Source organism: Yoonia maritima (assembly GCF_003003285.1).
Lineage (GTDB): Bacteria > Pseudomonadota > Alphaproteobacteria > Rhodobacterales > Rhodobacteraceae > Yoonia > Yoonia maritima.
Genome location: NZ_PVTP01000004.1, coordinates 58,649 through 78,170 on the forward strand (window position 1 = coordinate 58,649; position 19,522 = coordinate 78,170).

At 53.8% G+C, this 19,522-nt stretch carries 19 protein-coding genes and 1 pseudogene; 7 read left to right on the top strand and 13 right to left on the bottom strand.

The features are described from left to right. Nucleotides 1–51: 51 nt before the first annotated feature. Together CLV80_RS06905 and CLV80_RS06910 are read right to left on the bottom strand one after the other, a co-directional pair. The gene (locus CLV80_RS06905; RefSeq protein WP_106356285.1) at nt 52–1,179 is read right to left on the bottom strand and encodes a sugar ABC transporter substrate-binding protein; all 1,128 of its coding nucleotides are present in this window, start codon (nt 1,177–1,179) and stop codon (nt 52–54) included. A gap of 87 nt (nt 1,180–1,266) precedes the next feature. Continuing rightward, on the bottom strand, nt 1,267–1,995 hold the full coding sequence (locus CLV80_RS06910) for a FadR/GntR family transcriptional regulator (RefSeq protein ID WP_106356288.1): 729 nt from the start codon (nt 1,993–1,995) through the stop codon (nt 1,267–1,269). Between the two features lie 186 nt (nt 1,996–2,181). Between CLV80_RS06910 and CLV80_RS06915 the strand changes: the two are divergent. After that, nucleotides 2,182–2,384 (top strand): annotated as a pseudogene (locus tag CLV80_RS06915) (IS3 family transposase); the annotation flags it as partial. 64 nt (nt 2,385–2,448) lie between these two features. Here the strand turns inward: CLV80_RS06915 and CLV80_RS06920 are convergent. From CLV80_RS06920 to CLV80_RS06930, 3 genes are read right to left on the bottom strand one after another with little or no spacing between them, the layout of a single operon-like run. After that, nucleotides 2,449–4,593: a vWA domain-containing protein gene (locus tag CLV80_RS06920; RefSeq protein ID WP_106356291.1), complete on the bottom strand. Its 2,145-nt coding sequence runs from the start codon at nt 4,591–4,593 to the stop codon at nt 2,449–2,451. Next, nucleotides 4,590–5,126 carry an RNA polymerase sigma factor gene (locus CLV80_RS06925; RefSeq protein ID WP_106356927.1) on the bottom strand — a complete coding sequence of 179 codons (537 nt, stop codon included), beginning with the start codon at nt 5,124–5,126 and terminating at the stop codon, nt 4,590–4,592. Before CLV80_RS06925 ends, CLV80_RS06920 begins: the two co-directional genes overlap by 4 nt. A gap of 55 nt (nt 5,127–5,181) precedes the next feature. Beyond that, nucleotides 5,182–5,763, bottom strand: a complete 582-nt coding sequence (locus tag CLV80_RS06930) for a TetR/AcrR family transcriptional regulator (protein ID WP_106356293.1) — start codon at nt 5,761–5,763, stop codon at nt 5,182–5,184. Nucleotides 5,764–5,847: 84 nt separating this feature from the next. Between CLV80_RS06930 and CLV80_RS06935 the strand changes: the two genes are divergently transcribed. Beyond that, a complete protein-coding gene (locus CLV80_RS06935) occupies nt 5,848–6,474 on the top strand; it encodes a DUF2306 domain-containing protein (protein ID WP_106356295.1) in 627 nt (208 codons plus the stop codon). Here CLV80_RS06935 and CLV80_RS06940 read toward each other — a convergent pair. Next, nucleotides 6,471–7,982, bottom strand: coding sequence for a phosphate ABC transporter substrate-binding/OmpA family protein (locus tag CLV80_RS06940; RefSeq protein ID WP_165793339.1), 1,512 nt, complete (start codon nt 7,980–7,982; stop codon nt 6,471–6,473). The two genes, CLV80_RS06935 and CLV80_RS06940, sit on opposite strands and share 4 nt — an antisense overlap. 449 nt (nt 7,983–8,431) lie before the next feature. Then, the gene (locus CLV80_RS06945; protein WP_106356300.1) at nt 8,432–9,910 is read right to left on the bottom strand and encodes an NAD-dependent succinate-semialdehyde dehydrogenase; all 1,479 of its coding nucleotides are present in this window, start codon (nt 9,908–9,910) and stop codon (nt 8,432–8,434) included. A 62-nt stretch (nt 9,911–9,972) separates the two neighbouring features. Between CLV80_RS06945 and CLV80_RS06950 the strand changes: the two genes are divergently transcribed. Together CLV80_RS06950 and CLV80_RS06955 are read left to right on the top strand one after the other, a co-directional pair. After that, nucleotides 9,973–10,749, top strand: a complete 777-nt coding sequence (locus CLV80_RS06950; protein ID WP_106356302.1) for a hormone-sensitive lipase — start codon at nt 9,973–9,975, stop codon at nt 10,747–10,749. Between the two features lie 135 nt (nt 10,750–10,884). Then, complete coding sequence (locus CLV80_RS06955) at nt 10,885–11,202, top strand: hypothetical protein (protein ID WP_106356305.1); 318 nt, start codon at nt 10,885–10,887, stop codon at nt 11,200–11,202. A gap of 61 nt (nt 11,203–11,263) precedes the next feature. On the opposite strand, the gene CLV80_RS06960 is transcribed toward CLV80_RS06955, so the two are convergent. Continuing rightward, on the bottom strand, nt 11,264–11,893 hold the full coding sequence (locus CLV80_RS06960; RefSeq protein WP_106356308.1) for a ribonuclease T2 family protein: 630 nt from the start codon (nt 11,891–11,893) through the stop codon (nt 11,264–11,266). A 137-nt stretch (nt 11,894–12,030) separates the two neighbouring features. Between CLV80_RS06960 and CLV80_RS06965 the strand changes: the two genes are divergently transcribed. Further along, nucleotides 12,031–12,786 (top strand): DUF1013 domain-containing protein, encoded by a 756-nt coding sequence (locus CLV80_RS06965; RefSeq protein ID WP_106356311.1) that lies wholly within the window; start codon nt 12,031–12,033, stop codon nt 12,784–12,786. A 147-nt stretch (nt 12,787–12,933) separates the two neighbouring features. On the opposite strand, the gene recR is transcribed toward CLV80_RS06965, so the two are convergent. The 3 genes from recR to CLV80_RS06980 all read right to left on the bottom strand — a co-directional run bounded on the left by recR (nt 12,934) and on the right by CLV80_RS06980 (nt 15,764). Beyond that, entirely contained in the window at nt 12,934–13,527 is a 594-nt protein-coding gene (recR, locus tag CLV80_RS06970) for a recombination mediator RecR (RefSeq protein WP_106356313.1), read from the bottom strand. Nucleotides 13,528–13,601: 74 nt separating this feature from the next. After that, nucleotides 13,602–13,946 carry a YbaB/EbfC family nucleoid-associated protein gene (locus CLV80_RS06975; RefSeq protein ID WP_106356315.1) on the bottom strand — a complete coding sequence of 115 codons (345 nt, stop codon included), beginning with the start codon at nt 13,944–13,946 and terminating at the stop codon, nt 13,602–13,604. A gap of 63 nt (nt 13,947–14,009) precedes the next feature. After that, the gene (locus tag CLV80_RS06980) at nt 14,010–15,764 is read right to left on the bottom strand and encodes a DNA polymerase III subunit gamma/tau (protein WP_106356318.1); all 1,755 of its coding nucleotides are present in this window, start codon (nt 15,762–15,764) and stop codon (nt 14,010–14,012) included. A 278-nt stretch (nt 15,765–16,042) separates the two neighbouring features. On the opposite strand from CLV80_RS06980, the gene CLV80_RS06985 reads away from it, so the two are divergent. Together CLV80_RS06985 and CLV80_RS06990 are read left to right on the top strand one after the other, a co-directional pair. Next, entirely contained in the window at nt 16,043–17,542 is a 1,500-nt protein-coding gene (locus tag CLV80_RS06985; RefSeq protein ID WP_106356320.1) for an ankyrin repeat domain-containing protein, read from the top strand. A 94-nt stretch (nt 17,543–17,636) separates the two neighbouring features. Beyond that, nucleotides 17,637–18,008 (top strand): protein-tyrosine phosphatase family protein, encoded by a 372-nt coding sequence (locus tag CLV80_RS06990; RefSeq protein WP_311135524.1) that lies wholly within the window; start codon nt 17,637–17,639, stop codon nt 18,006–18,008. Between the two features lie 2 nt (nt 18,009–18,010). Here the strand turns inward: CLV80_RS06990 and CLV80_RS06995 are convergent, their stop codons facing one another. Next, nucleotides 18,011–18,412: a RidA family protein gene (locus CLV80_RS06995; RefSeq protein ID WP_106356324.1), complete on the bottom strand. Its 402-nt coding sequence runs from the start codon at nt 18,410–18,412 to the stop codon at nt 18,011–18,013. A gap of 18 nt (nt 18,413–18,430) precedes the next feature. Then, nucleotides 18,431–19,462, bottom strand: a complete 1,032-nt coding sequence (gene rsgA / locus CLV80_RS07000) for a ribosome small subunit-dependent GTPase A (protein WP_243394466.1) — start codon at nt 19,460–19,462, stop codon at nt 18,431–18,433. Nucleotides 19,463–19,522: the final 60 nt, after the last annotated feature.

The following is a 19,522-nucleotide window of genomic DNA, read 5'->3' on the forward strand; positions in this document are numbered from 1 at the left end:
TGTAAAGGTTGTGGGGCACCGACAGGCGATGCCCCACAAGTGCAGGAGTGCTTAGTTTTGGTCTGCTTCATCCTGAGCCATGATGGCCGGGCCTGAGATGTTAACGTCACATGCTGGGAACTCGTTCACTGTGAAAAAGTTGTCCGGCAATTCTGTCCAGAAGTTCTTGCCGTCTTCCAGTTCGTCATATGTTGCCATCGGCAACGGCACCGAAATCAATTGAGGCATTGGATTACCTTCAAGCGCCGAGATCGCGGCCTTCATAGCAATCGCGACAAGCCCCGGTGATTGGCCAATGGAAATACCCCGAAGGCCGTCGTCGGCATGCTCAGCCATCAACTTGCGGAACCCGTTCTCAGCTTCGCCTGACACAGGCACCATTGGGTGGCCAGCATCCAGCATTGCGCGAACAACGCCTGTGGTGCCGCCTTGCGCAAGAATGGCGTCGAATTCACCGTGAACGGCGATCGCGTCTGCAACGACCTTTTGCGCTGTGCCATCATCCCAGTTCCCGACAACGCTAATGCGTTCCCATTCACCGCCGGATTCGTCCAGTACGGTATTGATGCCAATGGACCGGTCCCGATCAACTGAATTGCCGGCCAAACCGCGCACCTCGAGCACTTTGCCCGACGTTTTGCCCATTTCGGCCAAGACGTGGGTGGCATAGGCACGGCCCATCGCCAATTGATCTTCGTTCACCTGCATGACCTGGTCGGTGTCGAGCACGTTATCAAACGGCACGAGCACCACATCATTGCGGTCGGCTAATCGGATAACCCGATCAAAGCCATCAGGGCTGACGGCAATTGTGATAATGGCATCAAAGCCTTGGTTTATGAAATCCTCAATCGCACCAAGTTGGGCCGGGGCATCTGTGCCGGTCGAAACAACCTTGAACTCGGAAATCTGGTCGGCAATGGTCGGATCTTCTGCAAAGGCTTTTGCAGTCTTGATCATTTGAATGCGCCACGTATTACCAACAAAGCCATTCACAACGGCCACGCGGAAAGGCCCTTCGCGCGCCTCCCATTGCAGATGTGTTGTGGTGTCATCCCATGGTGTAAAGCAGGCCGGGTTAACCCCGGGCCCGTCAACAATTTCTGGTCCCGCGATCGCAGCTGTACCGGCCAACATCGTACCAGCCGTCGCGGCCATCAGTCTTAATTTCATTGTCATAATAGTCTCCCTTAGTCAGCAGTTTTGAATGCGGTCGAAGACTTCGACCGCTTTTTGGACGCATTCAATAAATCAGGGCGTCTTCTGTTATGTCGGATCGTCTGCGAATGGACCGGTTTCGCGGAAATGAGCGTAGCCCGTTTCCAGGTGGGTCTTCATCCGGTACTGATAAGCAATGCGATCTCGCGCTACGATGGCGTCAATGACCGCTTCGTGTTCATAGTAGGTTTCATTTTCAAATGTATGACGTGTTTTACCGTTCTGAATGATCCTGAGGATCACGGGCTTCATCAACCCATAGACATCCAAAATTGCTTTGTTGCGCAGAATGCGGACCAAACGGGTGTGGAACAGGAAATCCTGCTCAGCTGCAGCCTCGACCCCTTCGGTTTCTAACATCGTCGCATTGATGAGGCGAAGGTCGGCCAAATCCTCATCCGTGATGCGATCAAAAATTTCTTCGACGGATGACACTTCGAGCAAACACCGGAACCCCTGAATATCCGAGAACGTCTCACGCGAAATTTCCATCACATTGAACGAGAACATCCCCAAAGCAGAAGACATCCGGTTGTCGACGATCGTGGCCCCCACCTTTTGACGTACTTTGACAATACCATACGCCTTGAGGATACGCATCGCTTCGCGAACGGTATTACGGGAGGCGCCAAATGTCTCACATAATTCTTTTTCGGTGGGCAATTGGTCCCCAATGGTCAGACCACGCTCGCTGATGAGCATACGCATTTGCTCCACGACTTCGTCCACGACCGACCGTGGCTCCAAGTCGGTGTCATCTATGTCCAGTGTGTTCATTGGCTCCCCCCAGTAAACATTTAGACATTTTGGGAATGTCTGCGGCAAACCTTAATTGTCCTACAAATGTGAGTCAATAGTGCAAATTTTGGTAAATTATCTATTTTAATGGCGTATTTATCCAATAATATGGCATTGAAGGGTAGACAATAGGTCAGAGGGCATAAGCCATAATTTGGCCGCGCCAAGGGTAATTGTTACGACAATTCCATCGTGGAAACGTTCTTCAAATCCATCAAGGATGAGCCAATCTGGCGGAACCGCTGGGAAACCAGACGTCAAGCCGAAGGGGCTATATTCTAGTATATCAATGGGTTCTATAATCCACGACGGCAGCATTCGTCGTTAGGTGGCAAAGCCCTTTGGCCTTCGAACGAAAGGCTGCCTAAATGAGTTGAGAGCCCGAAACGGAAGCGTGACAAGACAAAAATGGGCTTGCCCGGATATTGATCCTTACTTTGAAAGACTTTGCACCAGCCGCATCAATTGCACCGCCTCGGTCCGATAACCGAAATTGTCGTCCCCACGGTTCGCATTGGCGAGCGCGATTGCCTCATCATAGCTCCAGTCGCCTAGGTGGCTGTCATCACGAAGAAGCTGACCAAACCCTGCGATTGCCGCTGCAAAAATGGCTTCGGTACCGGGAATGCTTTGCCCGATAATCGGCGTTTCGATCAGCTGGCTGATATATTCGCCCGGTGCCTTGTAGCGTAGTTTGACAAAGCCGATCTCGTCTGATGTGGCAGCCACAGTATTCGGCGCATAGCGGAGCGGATCGCTAAGTTGGGCGAGGCTGCCGACAGGGGTGATTTCATAGATCGCCGTCACCGAATGCCCCGCGCCTAACTCTCCTGCGTCGACTATGTCGTTGTTGAAATCTTCGCGGTTCAATGCGCGGGTTTCATAGCCGATCAGTCGGTATTCGGCGACTTGGGCTGGGTTGAATTCGACCTGAACCTTCACGTCGCCCGCGATGGGGAACAGTGCGCCAGAGAGTTGATCAACGAGCACCTTTTGTGCCTCTGATAAGGTGTCGATATACGCGGCGGTCCCGTTGCCGTTCTGCGCAAGCGCCTGCATCGTGGCATCGTCTAGGTTACCGCGTCCAAAGCCCAAAACGGATAGGTAGGTGCCAGTATCACGCTTGTCGGCGATGAAGTCTTTCAGCGTATCAGGGTTATTGATCCCGACGTTGAAATCCCCATCGGTGGCAAGGATCACGCGGCTGACCTCATCATCAGCAGCCATCGCGTCGGCAACGGTATATGCCTGTTCCAGGCCACCTTGTCCGTTGGTTGATCCACCCGCGCCCAGCGATTGGATCGCTTGCAGGATCGTTGTGCGATCAGAGGCCGCAGTCGGGGCTAGCACCTGACCCGCGCTGCCCGCGTATTCGACAATCGCGACCTCGTCTTCGGGGCGCAGTTGATCCAGCATTAACCGGAACGATTGTTTTAGCAGCGGTAGCTTGTCAGGGCTGCCCATGGATCCCGACGTGTCGATCAAAAACACGAGGTTCAGCGGTGGCCGGTCTTCGATAGCAGGCATCTGACCTTGCAAGGCGATGTGTACCAATTGGGTGTTGGCATTCCACGGTGTTTCAAAGCTGGACACGGTGGTGCGGAAAGGTGCATCGCCCGCGTCGGGGGTAGGGTAGTCGTATGGGAAGTAGTTAATCAATTCCTCAATACGCACGGCGTTTGCAGGCGGCAACTGACCCCGTGACAAGGACGACCGCAGCAATGAATATGCCGCAGTGTCGACGTCGATCGAAAACGTTGAAACGGGTTCTTCGGACGTGATTTTCAGCGGGTTTAGAGTCGCGTTGGCATATGTCTCTGTGTTCGGCTGGGTTGCGGCGGGGCTTTGGTCTGGGGCAATCCGGTCGCCGACTGAGAGCGTTGACAGCGCTTGGGCTTGCGGCTGTGCGATCTCGGCCTCCTCGACGGTTTCTATTGGTGCCGTCGCGTATAGGTTAGCATTTTCACGGCTAGTATCAGCCGGGCTAGGGGCCGTTTGAGATGCTTCTGAACGATTTACTGAACGTAGCGCTGTTACCGGCGCAGCGGGCATTGGCAGTGCAGGTTCTGCCGCCATCGCCGCAGGTTCTTCTGCGGCGGTTCCCTCGACAGCAAATGCCTCGGGCGCCGGTGAATGATCGCTTTCGACGGTTGGTACAGGAGGGCTAATAGCGTCGAGAATAGCGACATCTTCGGCGATCTGCAGTTCTGCGTTCTCAGATGCACGCGTATCGTTCGCTTCCGACGCCCCAGTCAATTTCGTTAGCACGGGGTCCGTCGCAGTTGGCGGCGTTAGCAAGCTTTGCCCTTGGGGCGTTAGGAACAAAAAACCGCAAGCGACAAGCGCGGTGGTTGTTCCAAGCGCGGCCTTGGATGTTAGTGCGTTCAGCATGGTTGTTACTCCTGTCCAAAGGGCGTTGCGCCCGGTTACAGGAGTAGGACGAGGCTGTTCGCGTGATCCTTGGAGGTCGTCAAAGTTTTTGCGGGCCAGCGCGAGGTTTTCGGCGCGGCGTGTTTCATCTGCGCGCGGCGTGGCCATGTTCATCATGGATTTGAGGTCGTCGAGATCGTCGGTCATTCTGCGGCCTCCTTTTCTTTGATCGCGCGTAGGGCTTTTTTCGCTTCGGATATGCGCCAGCTAATTGTGCCTTCGGATACCCCAAGGATCTCAGCGGCTTGGGAATGTGTCATATCATCAAGAACAAGCGCGAGCGTATCGCGTAAATCATCGCTGAGTTGGTTCATCGCGGCGGTTAGCCAATCCAGTGCTTCGGTGGATTCCGATTGTTCGGCCTTGCGCGCGATTTCCCAATCGCCCCAGCCTGTCGTGGCTTTGGTATATGTTGCACGCTTGCGCCGGCGGTCGTGTGCAGCGTTTACCGCGACGCGGTATAACCAAGTGGTCACTTTGGCGCGGCGTTGGTAGCTGCCCAATTTGGCGGGCAGGGCGGCGCAAATATCTTGTGTCAGGTCTTCCGCTTCGGTGCGTACCCCAGTTAGTCGAAAACAAAACGCGAATAGCCTATCGTAATGGCGATCAAGCAGGTTGGCAAAAGCCGCCCCGTCGCCATTTGCGGCTGCTGCCGCGAGGTCTTCGTCACTGGTGTTCATACGCATCACGGTGGTTGGACGCGGCAGAATGGTCAATCCTTGGCGACATTTCAATTTATTTTCTTGGTGTAAGCCTTGGCAAGATGTCGCTGAACTGGATTGGTTGATTTGACGTGGGCGGGACCGTTTGATGAAATCGGCGTAGGGTGGCAAACCCGTGGACCAGCGACCAAACCATCATTTCGTTTCCCTGAGGGTGCGATGGCGACGGCTCAAACAACGCGCAAGTATCGGCAAGCACACCAAACGCCCGCTGTGCAGCGTCCGTTAATTCGGTGTCTGTGTTGTTTTTTATATCAGGTGAAAAGATTAGCTGAAACAGCGCGTCATGATCTTTGGCGAATGACAAATACCCGTGGCAAATACCCAATAGTTTAGCTTGCGGCGCAGGGCCCGCAACAGCGCGGCTTTCTTCCATGTATCGAATAAATGTACGAAAGCCTTCTGCTGCTATGGCCAGAAGTAGCCCGTTTTTGCCGTCAAAATGATGTGCTGGGGCAGCATGTGAGACGCCTGCGATTGCTGCGACTTTGCGCAGTGACAATGCACTAAGCCCTTCGGCTTTTAACACTTCGATCCCGGCATCAATGAGAGCAGGGCGTAAGTTGCCGTGATGGTGTTGGTTTTTCTCTGCCATATTGCTTTTTGCTCCCCCGGCTTGACAGTGTCAAGTTTGCTTCTATCTTTACACTGTAAAGTTTGAGGCGGATTCGAGGTGAAAATGTCCCTGACAATTATCCCGCGCACCCTATTTTGGGTGTTTAGTTTGCTCATCGCCATGGCGTCGGTGCGGTTTTTTGTATTGCCACCTGAGGTGGCTAACGAAGCACTCGCTTACCATGCGCTGGCGCGCCCAATTGCGTTTTATACCCATGTTGGGTTGGCGTCGGTTGCTCTTGGGCTGACACCGTTTCAGTTTTGGCGCGGCTTGCGCATGCGCCGTCCTGCAATGCACCGATGGATGGGGCGCGGATATGTGATTTCTGTGGTTCTTTCAGGCGTCGGTGGGTTGGTCTTGGCCATTTCGACCGAGGCGGGAAATATCGCTGCGTGGGGTTTTGGAACGCTTGCTGTGGTCTGGGTCGTCGTAACAGTGCGCTCTGTACTGCTTGCGATGAAAGGGCAGATTGATGATCACCGTCGTTGGATGATCCGGTCGGCTGCGCTGACGTTAGCTGGTGTTACGTTGCGCATTTATCTGCCTATTGTTTTCATCGCAGGTTTGCCGTTCGATGAATACTATGCGGCTATTGCATGGGGTTGCTGGGTGCCAAATTTATTGGTCGCCGAGATATGGCTGAGACGTCACCGGGCGACAGGGATCGCACCGCCCGGTGACGAAACTTAACGCACCCAGACTTCGACGCGGCGGTTCAGGCGCTGCCCTGCAAAGTCAGAGTTGCAGGCGACAGGGTTTAGCTCTCCGTAGCTTTTAATCTGCACAATCGAAGGGTCGAACCCAGTTCCTGCGACTTGCGAAGCGATGCTATCAAGAACTGTCTCTGCACGGGCGAAGCCAAGTGTGCGGTTCGCGTCAAATGCACCATCGGCGTCGGTGAAGCCAACCAGTGCAATCTCGTTGATGTTTGATGTGTTGGACAGGTAGCTGGTCAATCGTAGCAAATCCCGACGTGATGCGTTGTCTAGATTGGATGACCCCGTTTGAAAGCGGAACGTTGGCGACAGGCGGTGCCATTCAAGCATATCGATGTAGAGTTCGCGTAGTGCCGCGAGTTCTTGACGGCTTTCGTTTCGATCAATCTCGGCGCGGATTGTTTGGGCCGAACGCGATAGGTTTCGGCTGTCGATGTTGAAACCAATGAACCCCGACTTTTCGATGATTCCGTCGGCGGCTGGTGATTTCGCGTATGCAAGCAGACCTTGGGCGCGTGAAGGTAGTTCCGCATTTGTTGTGTAAAGATACAATGTGCGTTGCAACGGGTATTCCCCGGTTTTTGCGGCAAAGGTTGATGCCTCTGCGGCGATGCCGCAGCTGGAAATCAAACCCAAAGGTTTGTTGTCGCCACGAAATGCAAAGCCGACGTAGCCGATGCCGCCTGCATCGCCGAACACGGATTCGGACATTGCTGAATTGCCTGAAACAATACGCGCGTGGGCGCTGAGCGACACGTCATATGGTTCCAGAAATTTACCAGAAACAGTGGCGAAGGTGCCGGAGTTGCCATCGCGCGAATATACAGTCACGGGCAGATCGGCGCCGCCCAATTCGGACCAATTGCTGATTTTGCCCGAAAGTAATTCTGAAATCTGGCTTTCTGTTAATGCATCTACAGGATTGTCTGGGTGTACAACGATCAAAAGCCCATCAACTGCGATCCCGTGTTCTTGTTCAAAGCTAAGCGCGTCGCCTAAGCCTGCGTCAGAAAGCGCCTGAACTTCGGTGCCTTTGATGCGGCGAGACGACATTCCGATTTGCGTTGATAGATCAAGCATACCGCGAAAACCCGTGCTGGATCCGCGATCTTCGATCATGGTGGTGAAAATAGGTTCGCCCAGTCCTTCATCGGCTATTACTGTGAGCAAAACCTGCCGTTCTCCGGTGGTGCGGCTGTCGACGACGGCGCGTTGGCTTTCGGCATAGCCGCGTACGAGCAGCGGCATAAGTTCCGCGCCGATAGTGTCTGACCCCTTGATCGTGAAATCGATATTTGCCTGTCCACCGGCTGGGCATGCCGCCCCTGCGCAGCTCACGAGCGACGCAGGCACCTGAACTTCCCCAATTTCTGTACGCATGACGTAGAAACCATCGGTAAAATCGATCAATTCTCCCGATAGCGCCATTTCACCATCACTGGTCGTGAGCGAAACGTCGTCTGCGAGTGCGGGTGAGGCCATGCATAAGCATGAAACCGCTGCAAGTCGCGCTAGGAGTGTGTTTGTGGGAGACATGTGAGTGGTCTTTCGTTATAAGAGGCGGTGCTAGCCAGTCCTGTTGGCGGCAGCACAGATGCTCTTTCAACGCATCAAATTTGTTACAGATTGGTGACGGTTTTGTAACGAATTACTTAAAAATCAAATTATTCCAATTGGTTAAAAATTAACAGCCGCATTGGATCTGATAAAATACTAAATAGGTATACCTGCCATATGTGAGATTTTTAGAATTTTTGTCGTCCTAATGGCGACAATGGCGTTTGCGGTATGGGCTATTGGGGGGTGTGCATATTTTACGAACGAACCTTAAGGTTGTACTTTTCAGATAAAGTGAAGGCAGCACATACCACTAATACAGACAGAATGTCGTGTTTATGTGCCGCCCTATCGCAATAAGAAAACGTCCGCGCTTAGACGCCGACGCAAATATACTTCATCTCAAGGTAATCTTCGATGCCGTGGGATGACCCTTCGCGGCCAAGGCCAGACTGCTTAACCCCACCAAAGGGGGCGACCTCGGTCGATATGATCCCAGTGTTCACGCCCACGATCCCATATTCCAAGGCTTCGGCGACCTTGGTCACGCGTGACAGGTCTTTAGCATAGAAATAAGAGGCCAGTCCAAAGATCGTGTCATTTGCTTGAAAGATCACGTCGTCTTCGTCTTCGAACATAAACAGGGGCGCGAATGGGCCAAAGGTTTCATCTGTGCTGACAGCCATGTCTTTGGTCGCGTTGCTGATGATTGTTGGCTCAAAGAACAATCCACCCAGATCGTGGGGTTTGCCGCCAGTCAGTACAGTTGCGCCCTTGGCAAGTGCGTCATCAAGGTGAGTTTGTACTTTATCAATCGCCTTCGCTTCGATCAGTGGGCCAAGCGTTGTGCCATCTGTCAGGCCGTCACCGACGCGTAGGGCTTCGACCGCCGCTGTGAATTTGGCCGCAAACGCATCATAGACGCCTTTTTGTACGTAGATACGGTTGGCGCAAACGCAGGTTTGACCGTTGTTGCGGAATTTGCAGGCGATTGCGCCTTCAACGGCGGCATCAAGATCAGCATCGTCAAACACGATGAACGGTGCATTGCCGCCCAGTTCCATGCTGCATTTCATGACTTGGTCAGCCGCCTGACGCAGCAGGATGCGGCCGACTTGGGTCGACCCGGTAAAAGTCAGTTTGCGTACGATGTGATTTTCACAGAATTCCTTGCCGATTTCCTCGGCGGCGTTCGATGTCACAACGGAAAACAGCCCCTTGGGAACGCCTGCCTCTTCTGCCAGCTTTGCCATCGCAAGCGCAGACAGCGGCGTTTGTGATGCGGGGCGGACGACGAACGCACAGCCAGCGGCAAGGGCAGGGGCCACTTTGCGTGCGATCATCGCATTCGGGAAGTTCCAAGGCGTGATGCCCGCAGCGACACCAATTGGCTGTTTGATGACAGTGATGCGCTTGTCGGCCATGTGCCCCGGAATAGTTTCGCCATAGACGCGCTTTGCTTCTTCGCCGAACCATTCGATGAATGACGCACCATAGGCGACTTCGCCGCGGGCCTCTGCCAATGGCTTACCCTGTTCTGCTGTCATGATGATGGCAAGGTCTTCTTGGTTCTCCATCAACAGGTCGAACCATTTGCGCATAACTTTTGAACGTTTTTTGGCGGCCAGCGCAGCCCACGGTTTTTGAGTTTTTTCAGCCGCAGAGATCGCTTTGCCGACTTCGGCGCGAGATAAATCTGGAACCACGGCGATAACATCGCCTCGCGCTGGGTTTGTTACTTCGAAGTTCGCCCGATTTTCAGCAGACACCCATTCGCCGGAAACAAATGCGGCTTCACAGACCAGATCCGGCCGCTTGAGCATGGATTTGAGGTTGGTCGTTTCATCAAGCATGTTAGGCTCCCTATGTTTGGCGCTATCTGACCCTGCACTTAGGGCGGCGTAAAGGGGGGACCATGGAATTAGATGATGCTTTTGCAAATGCGGCCTATATCCCGAACGGTGAAACCTATCCTGATAAGTGGGCGGCTCTTGCGGGCGCGTTTCGTGATGTGACGCTATGTGAATTGGATTTGCCCTATGGAGAAGGCCGTCGTCACCGGTTCGATTTATTTCATCCTGCCCGTATGGCGCGCGGTGTAGTCATATTTGTGCACGGGGGATATTGGCTCCAGTTCGATAAATCATATTGGTCACATCTGGCGGCGGGTCCGCTTGCGCATGGATGGGCTGTTGCGATGCCTTCCTATGATTTATGCCCGCAGGCGACGATCCCAGAAATCGGTGATCAAATTGCGACTGCAATTGGCGTGATTTCCCAACGTGTGTTGGGGCCGATTCGCTTGGTTGGACATTCAGCCGGGGGCCAACTGGTTGCGCGCATGACCGCACCGCGACATTCGGTCACTTGGTTGGATCAGCTTGACCTCGTGATGCCTGTATCGCCTGTGACCGATCTGGCGCCTTTGATCCAGACGTCGATGAATGCCGATCTTAGGCTCGATATTGATACTGCCAAGGTTGAAAGCCCTGTTTTGATGGCGGCGCCCCAAACGCGTGTGTCAATTCATGTTGGTTCAAACGAACGTCCTGTTTTTATTGAGCAATCACATGATTTGGCGGCAGTATGGGCGTGTGGCCTTGGGGTTGAGGAGGGTAAAAACCATTTCGACGTTATCGAGGACCTTTCCAATCCTGATAGTAGATTAACTAATGTGCTATGTAGCCACTAAATAGGCGGGTTAACTCCGTATTTAGCTACTAAATAGAGTAGAGTAGTCAACGGACTGCTATAGTGATACAAAATCCTCGAGTATATGTTGAACAAGTTCAATCTGCTGCTGAACTAATCTGGTTTGAGGACAAATATGAATACAGCAAACTTTGCGAAAGTTGTGTTGCTAGCTGCCGCATCAGTATCACTTTCAGGCTGTGAGACGAGCTCCAAAGGGGGCATCACCGACGGTGGTCTTGACGGTGGAACGCTACGGGATGGTCTTGCGAATATCTGGATTGACCCCGATGGGTGTCAGCACTGGTATATCGACGATGGCATCGAAGGGTATATGTCACCGCGCTTGCGTCGAGATGGACGACCCTATTGCCAAGAAGAACGCGGCGAAATCGTTCTGAAAGACGGTAGCGTTATGATGGTAGAGCAAGAGCCGGTACCATCAGACACCTAAATGTTTTGGATACCATATTTCAAAAAGGCGCCGCAATTTCGGCGCCTTTTTTGCGGTTAGATCAGCGCATTGGGCTGAATTGCGCATCTGTCATATTACAGTCGCGGATTACATCAGGTCCGCAGGAGCGAAACTCTAAATCGCGTGTCATGCAGATGCGGGCTTCTTGAATGTAGTTGGATTTGCAGGTGATGGTGATCTGATCAGCCTCTAGGGTTGGGTTATCCTTCAGAAATGCTTCTTCGATCACGCGTGCAGGCACCGTGATGTCACGGTCTATTGTACGAAATACTGGTGGCCTGACGACGTGCGCGTAAGCATCGCGTGATAATGCATAGTAGTCTTGGGCCGACAGTCCTGTGCAAACCCCATGCTTGCGCCATTGATGCCAAGCAAGGCCTGACGTCCCCATGATATCGGCCATATCACCTGTTTGGCTGCGGCTGGGTGCGCGGTAGGGTGTGTGGCAAAACGACGGATACCCTCGGTCGTATTGGGGCCAAAGGCCGTGAAGAACCCAGTCAAAATCTTCGCTTTCATCGCATTGCGGTGAATTGCGTGCATCGCCTTCCAGTTCACACCAGTTCGCCGACCACGATAGAGACAGTACGTAGTAGTCAAAGTCACCTGCCATATCCTGTGCATGGACCGGAGACGTGATAAGCAATAGTAGGGCAATAAGCCTGCGCATTTTGATCTTTCCTAAAATGGTTTAGCCTACTATATAGGGTTCAAGTTCCCCGACAATGCGAACCCGGCTGTTATCACAGTCTGCCCAGTTTAAGGGCGCGGGAAAGGCTTGTCTGAAATTACGATGGAGATGAAAAGATGTCCGATACACCGATTATGGCCAAAGCGACCGCTGTTTGGTTGTGCGATAATACGACAATGACCTTTAAGCAGATCGCGGATTTTTGCGATCTACATGAGCTTGAAGTGCAAGGTATCGCGGATGGTGACGTTGCTGTTGGTGTCAAAGGTTTCGACCCAATCGCAAACAAACAGTTGACCCAAGAAGAAATCGATAAAGCCGAAGCAAACCCTCTTCACAAGCTAAAGCTGCTGTTTAACCCGGCCTCTGCAGGCGAAGAAAAACGTCGCGGCCCACGGTATACGCCGCTGTCCAAACGCCAAGATCGCCCTGCGTCGATCTATTGGTTGGTTAAGTTCCACCCCGAGCTGTCTGACGCACAAGTCAGCAAACTGGTTGGCACGACCAAGCCAACGATCCAAGCGATCCGCGAGCGGACCCACTGGAATATTAACAATATTGATCCGATCGACCCTGTTGCGCTGGGCCTTTGTAAGCAATCAGAGTTGGACGCCGCCGTTCAAAAAGCGAATGCAAAGAAAGCTGCAGAAGGCGGCGCGATGACCGACGATGAACGTCGTAAGTTGGTGAGCACCGAGCAGTCGCTGGGAATGGAGCCTGAGCCAAAAATGCCTGCGGCGATGTCTGGGCTAGAGGCGTTCAGCCTTTCCGATCCACGTGGTGACGACGATGCCGAAGATGAAGATAATCGTGATATCACGGATGCGGATAGCTTCTTTAACCTGCCGGACACCGACGAAAAAGAAGACTGATCTATTCGAAAACTGATGAATGGAAAGCGCGCTACCTTAATTGGTAGCGTGCTTTTTTATTGTCATGATTGACGTGTTATTGCTGATCGTCATGCGGATTATATTCTGTGTCCGAAGGCGCATGAAGTGAACGCAACAAAGAAGTTTTTAAAGCGCTTTCCGTGCGTTCAGTGCCGCTGTGATCGTTCCGTCATCTAGGTAATCCAGTTCGCCTCCGACCGGGACGCCCTGCGCTAAGGACGTGACGCTAACATCGGGGAGTTGGTCTGCAATATAGTGTGCGGTTGTCTGTCCGTCGATCGTTGCACCAAGTGCAAGGATGACCTCGGTCACGTTTTCGGCTTTTACCCGGTCCAATAGCTGCGGGATACGTAGTTCATCTGGACCGACGGCATCCAGAGCCGATAAAGTACCGCCGAGCACGTGATATCGTCCTTTGAACACATTTGCCCGTTCCATCGCCCAAAGATCGGCCACGTCTTCGACAACGGCAATTTGCCCGATGGCGCGTTTTTCGGATTGGCAAATGTCGCAGATGTCGGCCGTGCAAACATTTCCGCAATTCAGGCATTCGCGCACAGTCGATCCGACGCGGTGCATCGCCTCGGCCAATGGGATCAGCACAAGGCTACGTTTTTTGATCAAATGCAGCACGGCGCGACGCGCTGAGCGCGGGCCAAGACCGGGAAGCTTGGCCATCAGCGCGATCAAATTATTAAGGTCTTCTGTGCCGTTAGTCATACGGTTCCCGGTGCCGCGAACAAATTTAGTTAAATTTGTTCTGTGTCATGAATTTTCTAGAAAATTCATTCGCCTTAGAAAGGTAGGTTCATTCCCGCAGGTAGACCCATGTCTTCGGCCATTTTTGCCATTTCTTGCTGGCTGCGCTCTGCTGCTTTGCCTTGCGCGTCTTTGATGGCGGCCAAAATCAGGTCTTCGACCACTTCTTTTTCGTCACCGTTAAAGATGGATGGATCGATATCCAGCCCCTTCAATTCACCTTTGGCTGTTGCAGTAGCTTTTACCAAGCCTGCACCGCTGACGCCTTCGACCATGACGTTTTCGAGGTCGGCTTGCATCTGGGCAACTTTGCCCTGCATTTCTTGGGCTTGTTTCATCATCTTGGCCATGTCGCCAAGACCACCTAGTCCTTTAAGCATGTCTGTATCTCCTGTCTTGTTGGCCTTCAGATAGGGTCTGCGCGCGGAATTGGCAACGGAGGCTTAGTCTTCGTCGAAAGGATCCCATTCGTCATCGACTTCGGGCAGCGCATCTTCGAGCGCGTCTTGTGCTTTGTCGGCTTCTGTGCGGATTTCGGTAATCCTTGCCTTGGGAAACGCAGCGATCACGGCTTGCACAAGCGGGTGTTCTTGGGCTTCTTGCCTGATCGCGTTTTCGGCCGCATCGCGCACCTCAGCGATTGTGGGCGCGCCACCTTCGTTCATCACGGTGATGACCCAGCGATTGCCCGTCCATGCTTGCAGTCGCGACCCAAGCCGCCCGACAAGGTCAGAGGCTGCATCAGCCGTTGGGTTCACCTCAATCCGACCGGGTTGGTAATTGACGAGCCGTAGACCGGTTTCAACTTCGACCAGCAACTTCACATCGCGGTGCGCGCGGATCAATTCGACGACATCTTCGAACCGCGCGTAGTGTTGTAAGGCGTCGGTCGACAATGCGACCGCAGTTTGTGCGCCAGATGCAGAAGGCCCGCTGGGACCGCTGTGCGTCGGGGCTGGCGTGCTCGACATTGCGTTTGTTGCGCTACCTGCTGCCGGGGCAGGGCGGCCGCCCGATGGGCCACCGTTTGGTGGCGGCGTTGCGTTTTGTAGCTTGCGAACCAATTCATCTGGCGTCGGTAAGTCAGCGACATGGGTCAGTCGGATCACGGCCATTTCGGCGGCCATCATGGCATTGGGTGCCATTGCGACCTCTTCCAATGCTTTCAAAAGCATTTGCCACATCCGTGACATTACCCGCATGGGCAAATCGGCAGCCATCGCCTGACCGCGCGTACGTTCATCTGGGCTGATTGTGGGGTCTTCGGCAGCTTCGGGGGTGATCTTAATCACGCTGACCCAGTGACAGACTTCGGCCAAATCACGCAGAACTGCCATCGGGTCAGCCCCATTGGCGTACTGCCCGGAAAGTTCAGTCAGGGCTTCGGCGGCCTGACCACGTAGGATCATATCAAACAGATCAAGGACACGACCCCGATCAGCAAGGCCAAGCATTGCACGGACTTGATCGGCAGTAGTTTCACCAGCGCCGTGAGAAATGGCCTGATCCAACAGGGACGTTGCATCGCGGGCAGACCCTTCGGCGGCGCGGGTAATCAATGCGAGCGCGTCATCGCTGATCTCGGCGTTTTCGCCAGTGGCGATTTTGCGCAGGAGCGCAATCATGATCTCGGGCTCGATCCGCCGCAGATCAAATCGCTGACAACGTGACAGGACGGTCACGGGAACCTGCCTAATTTCTGTCGTCGCAAAGATAAATTTGACGTGTGCGGGCGGTTCTTCAAGCGTCTTCAAAAGCGCGTTAAACGCGTTCTTGGATAGCATGTGCACTTCGTCGATGATGTAAATCTTATAGCGGGCAGAGGCCGCGCGATAGTGAACGCTGTCGATGATTTCGCGGATATCGCCCACACCTGTACGGGAAGCAGCATCCATTTCCATCACATCAACATGGCGACCTTCCATGATGGCGGTGCAGTGTTCGCATTCGCCGCAAGGTTCCGTTGTTGGCCCGCCGTTTCCATCAGGCCCGATGCAGTTCATGCCCTTGGCGATGATCCGCGCGGTCGTCGTTTTCCCGGTGCCACGAATACCCGTCATAATAAACGCCTGGGCGATCCGGTCAGCCTCGAACGCGTTTTTCAGGGTGCGGACCATTGCATCTTGGCCGACCAGATCAACAAAGGTTTCGGGCCGGTATTTGCGCGCGAGCACTTGGTAGGCTGGGGTGTCGGTCATGGCGGCCTTTGACGAGTGGATTCTATCGTGCACAGCCTAAGGGCGCTGGCCGCCAACGTCCACCTGTTTGACCATGATCTTACCCTTCGCGCGCGGATCATCCGAACCGCGTTGCATCGCGCACGCTGCAGAGCTAAGCTTGGTGTGCCGATATCGGGCGGCATCCTTGGTTCGCGGAAAGCGCAGAGCACCCGGATACGATCTGAACGACCCACATATGTGGTCTTTCTCATTTGCCCGGAATAGCGAACCGGCGGGCCTATCTGGTGAGGAAGCCAATGACAGACCCATTAGACGCGCTGCGTCAGCAGGCGAAAACTCTTCAAAAACTGTATCAATCCGGTGACCGTGCCGCGAATACCCGTGTGAATGCGGTAAAGCCACGTGCGGGTGAATTGAAACGCGCCGATTTTCTGCACATCATCGCCCGCGAGAATGATTTTACCAGTTGGCCGCAGCTAAAGACTGCAGTCGAAACCCAAGGCATGGATCGTGCGGCGAAACAGCAACGTCTAAAAACGGCACTGTTTCATGGGCAGACGAATGTCGTGCAACAACTGCTGTCTGATACGCCAGATTTGGCCGCGGGCGCATTTGGTTTGCAGGTCGCATTGTATGATCTGGATGCTGTGATCCAAACGCTGAAAGATGATCCACAAATCGCGACCTGCCAACTTGGTCCGCGTCGTCCAATTTTGCATTTGGCATTCTCGAAAATGCTGACGGCTTGGCCGGAAAAAGAACAAGATATGCTCGCGATTGCAGAACTGTTGCTAAGTGCTGGAGCAGACGTGAATGATGGCTATCCAGCACATCCCGGCAGCAAGCATCTGTTGTCGGCATTGTATGGTGCGGTTGGCCACGCGGGGAATATCCCAATGGCGCGCTGGCTGCTGGAGCACGGTGCGAACCCAGATGATGGTGAAAGCCTGTATCACGCCACTGAGTTAGGCCACCATGAAGGGCTAAAGCTGCTGCTTGAACATGGTGCGAATCCAGTCGGGACCAATGCGCTTTTACGAGCGATGGATTTCCATGATGTCGCTGCAGTTGAAATGCTGCTCGCGGCTGGCGCAACCCCGGACGAAGCTATGCCTGCGTTACATCACGCAGCACGCCGTCAATCACCGCCGAAGATGGTCGAATTATTGTTGAACGCTGGCGCTGACCCTAACCGAGCCTTTCATGGCGCAAGCACCTATGCGGCTGCGCGGATCTTTGGAAACCAGTCCTTAAGCGATGCGTTGGAGGCGCAGAGCATTGATACGACCCTGACCGGCATCGAACAAATTCTTGCGGATTGCGCTGAAGGCAAGGTGGTTGAGGGGCGTTGGATAGATGTCGCCAAGGTTCCGCAGGCGTTCAAAAATGTCCTGCACGAGGTTTTGGTTTTGCCGAACCGCATGGAACATATACGTGCGTTGGTCGCTGTGGGCATGCCGTGGGATGCACTGGATGGACAGGGGGTGCCGCCTGTGCAGCTTGCCGGATGGCAGGGATTGCCTGATATGACGGCCTATTTTTTAGGACTGGGGCCTGATCTTAGCTATGTGAATGGCTTCGGTGGCACATTGTTAAGCACCATTATTCACGGGTCGGAAAACTGCCCGGATCGGTCCGAACGCGACCACCTTGCGTGTTTGGAACTTGCGTTGGAACATGGGGTCGCGTTACCCAAAAAGGCGATCAAGTTTGCGGGGAACCCAAGGGTGTCATCATTCCTAACTGACTGGGCTGTGGCACATCCGGGCCAAGTTGTGGACCACGGAATTGTCTGACTTTGCGGTATATAGTTTGGCTGTGGGCGGGGGCGAACTTGCGCTCGCCCCAGTCCCGGGGACAAGCGGCTCGTATCCCTGCGACTTAGCTGTGGTGCAGGCGTGGGGGCCTGCGATTGTCCTAAGCATGACGACCATGAGCGAGCTAGAGCAGTTTGGCGCAGGGCAATTCGGTGAAGATCTCTTGGATGCAGGCATCGCTTGGCTGCATTTGCCCGTTCCGGATTTTGGCGTTCCTCGTCAGCTCGATTGGTCCAAAGTGCGCGACAGTGTTTTTGAACACCTAAGCGCCGGTAGAAGGGTTCTGGTCCACTGCAAAGGTGGCTGCGGCAGGTCCGGGATGATTGTTCTGCGGCTTATGATTGCGGCAGGAGAAGACCCAGACGCTGCACTGATGCGATTGCGGCGGGCGCGGCTTTGCGCGGTTGAAACGCTTGCCCAATTGGAATGGGCGCGGCGTGGTTAATATTATTCTGTCTGCGTACCGACATTGGCCACTACTCTGATTTCGATAATTGCACCTTCACGACGTAGACCTGCGGCCTCAATGGCCGTCCATGCAGGGTAGGGTGGCTGTAAGTATTCAAGCCTGATCTGATCGAACAGCTCGAAATGGTCGCGCAGCCCTATGTGGTACGTCGTCATTTCTGCAATCGCAGCAAAGGGCAGGTTCGCTTCGCTAAGGATTAAGCCGATCTTATCAAATGCATTCCGCATTTGCTTGGCGGGGTCCGAGGGCATTTGACCATCTGGATCGCCGCCCGTCATGCCCGTCAGAAAAAGGTGGTCGCCCGATAGGACACCGGGCGACATTTTGATTTGCTCATAAGCCGTTTGGAAAGCAGGAGGGATAACGGGTGTAATCGCCATTTTCGTTTCCTCGATTGGTTAGCGGCCCTTTTTCTTCATGACGCTTTTGATGTGTTTACCCAGTTTTTTTGACCGGTCGCGGGCTTGGGCAATCGTTTCTGTTGCCTGGATGTTTTCGCGCTTCAGCTTTTTGAACCGCTTTAGTCGATCTGGATCGATTTCTCCTGCTGCGATAGCTGCCTGCACTTTGCAGCCCGGTTCGCTATCGTGGGCGCAATCCCGGAATTTGCAGTTTTCAGCGAGTTCCGAGATTTCCGGGAATGTTGCATCGATGCCAAATGACACTTCGGCCAATCCCAATCCGCGCATACCGGGTGTATCGATCAACCAACCACCTGACGGCATCGCATGCAGCGAACGCCCAGTTGTCGTGTGGCGACCGCGTGCGTCGTCTTCTCGGATGTCGCGCGTTAGGGCGTTACCGCCAGTCAGCGCATTGGCGATGGTGGTTTTGCCAACGCCAGATGATCCGGTCAGCGCCACGGTTTGCCCTTGCCCACACCAAGGTGCCAACGTTGCGATGACGTCGTCTGACTTTGCATCAAAGGCTATCACTTCAAGTCCACGACCAAGTGCGCGCGCTTGATCGACGTAGTCATCTGGATCGTCACATTGATCTGCTTTGGTCAGCAAAATCACGGGGGTGATCATCGCATCATGCGCCAGCGCAAGGTACCGTTCGAGCCGCGCAGGGTTAAAGTCATTGTTGCAGGATGTCGTGATAAACAGCGTGTCGATATTCGCTGCGATCAGTTGCTTTTCGCCCGTATGGAATTCGGTGCCGCGCGACAATTCTGTCTTGCGATCCAATACCCTGATCAAGCGGTATTGCTGAGGCGCCGCGAGAACCCAGTCGCCAACTGCTACGGCAGCCGTCGTGATCCCGGGATCAAGCGTCAGTTCAAGCGTTCCGATTTCAGAAAAGCCCACGACACGGTCACGATGGACAGTAGCAATGCGGGCAGGGGTAAGTGTTTCAAGCTCATCAATATCGAGCTGAGACATAAAGAATGGCGACCAGCCAAGGGCGTCGCGAGTAAAATCTGTCAATGAAGTGTCCTCGTCAAAGGAAATACGTTGGCTGGTAGCGTTGTTCTACCAGTGGAAACC

Bases quoted from the DNA above. Each gene is read 5' to 3' on its own strand.
- CLV80_RS06975 (WP_106356315.1), bottom strand. From the start codon at position 13,946: ATGCTTAAAGGACTAGGTGGTCTTGGCGACATGGCCAAGATGATGAAA.
- CLV80_RS06935 (WP_106356295.1), top strand. From the start codon at position 5,848: ATGTCCCTGACAATTATCCCGCGCACCCTATTTTGGGTGTTTAGTTTG.
- CLV80_RS06925 (WP_106356927.1), bottom strand. From the start codon at position 5,126: ATGAACACCAGTGACGAAGACCTCGCGGCAGCAGCCGCAAATGGCGAC.
- CLV80_RS06955 (WP_106356305.1), top strand. From the start codon at position 10,885: ATGAATACAGCAAACTTTGCGAAAGTTGTGTTGCTAGCTGCCGCATCA.
- CLV80_RS06940 (WP_165793339.1), bottom strand. From the start codon at position 7,982: ATGGCCTCACCCGCACTCGCAGACGACGTTTCGCTCACGACCAGTGAT.
- CLV80_RS06960 (WP_106356308.1), bottom strand. From the start codon at position 11,893: ATGCGCAGGCTTATTGCCCTACTATTGCTTATCACGTCTCCGGTCCAT.
- CLV80_RS06910 (WP_106356288.1), bottom strand. From the start codon at position 1,995: ATGAACACACTGGACATAGATGACACCGACTTGGAGCCACGGTCGGTC.
- CLV80_RS06985 (WP_106356320.1), top strand. From the start codon at position 16,043: ATGACAGACCCATTAGACGCGCTGCGTCAGCAGGCGAAAACTCTTCAA.
- CLV80_RS06980 (WP_106356318.1), bottom strand. From the start codon at position 15,764: ATGACCGACACCCCAGCCTACCAAGTGCTCGCGCGCAAATACCGGCCC.
- recR (WP_106356313.1), bottom strand. From the start codon at position 13,527: ATGACTAACGGCACAGAAGACCTTAATAATTTGATCGCGCTGATGGCC.
- CLV80_RS06930 (WP_106356293.1), bottom strand. From the start codon at position 5,763: ATGGCAGAGAAAAACCAACACCATCACGGCAACTTACGCCCTGCTCTC.
- CLV80_RS06920 (WP_106356291.1), bottom strand. From the start codon at position 4,593: ATGACCGACGATCTCGACGACCTCAAATCCATGATGAACATGGCCACG.
- CLV80_RS06905 (WP_106356285.1), bottom strand. From the start codon at position 1,179: ATGACAATGAAATTAAGACTGATGGCCGCGACGGCTGGTACGATGTTG.
- CLV80_RS06945 (WP_106356300.1), bottom strand. From the start codon at position 9,910: ATGCTTGATGAAACGACCAACCTCAAATCCATGCTCAAGCGGCCGGAT.
- CLV80_RS06950 (WP_106356302.1), top strand. From the start codon at position 9,973: ATGGAATTAGATGATGCTTTTGCAAATGCGGCCTATATCCCGAACGGT.
- CLV80_RS06995 (WP_106356324.1), bottom strand. From the start codon at position 18,412: ATGGCGATTACACCCGTTATCCCTCCTGCTTTCCAAACGGCTTATGAG.
- CLV80_RS06965 (WP_106356311.1), top strand. From the start codon at position 12,031: ATGTCCGATACACCGATTATGGCCAAAGCGACCGCTGTTTGGTTGTGC.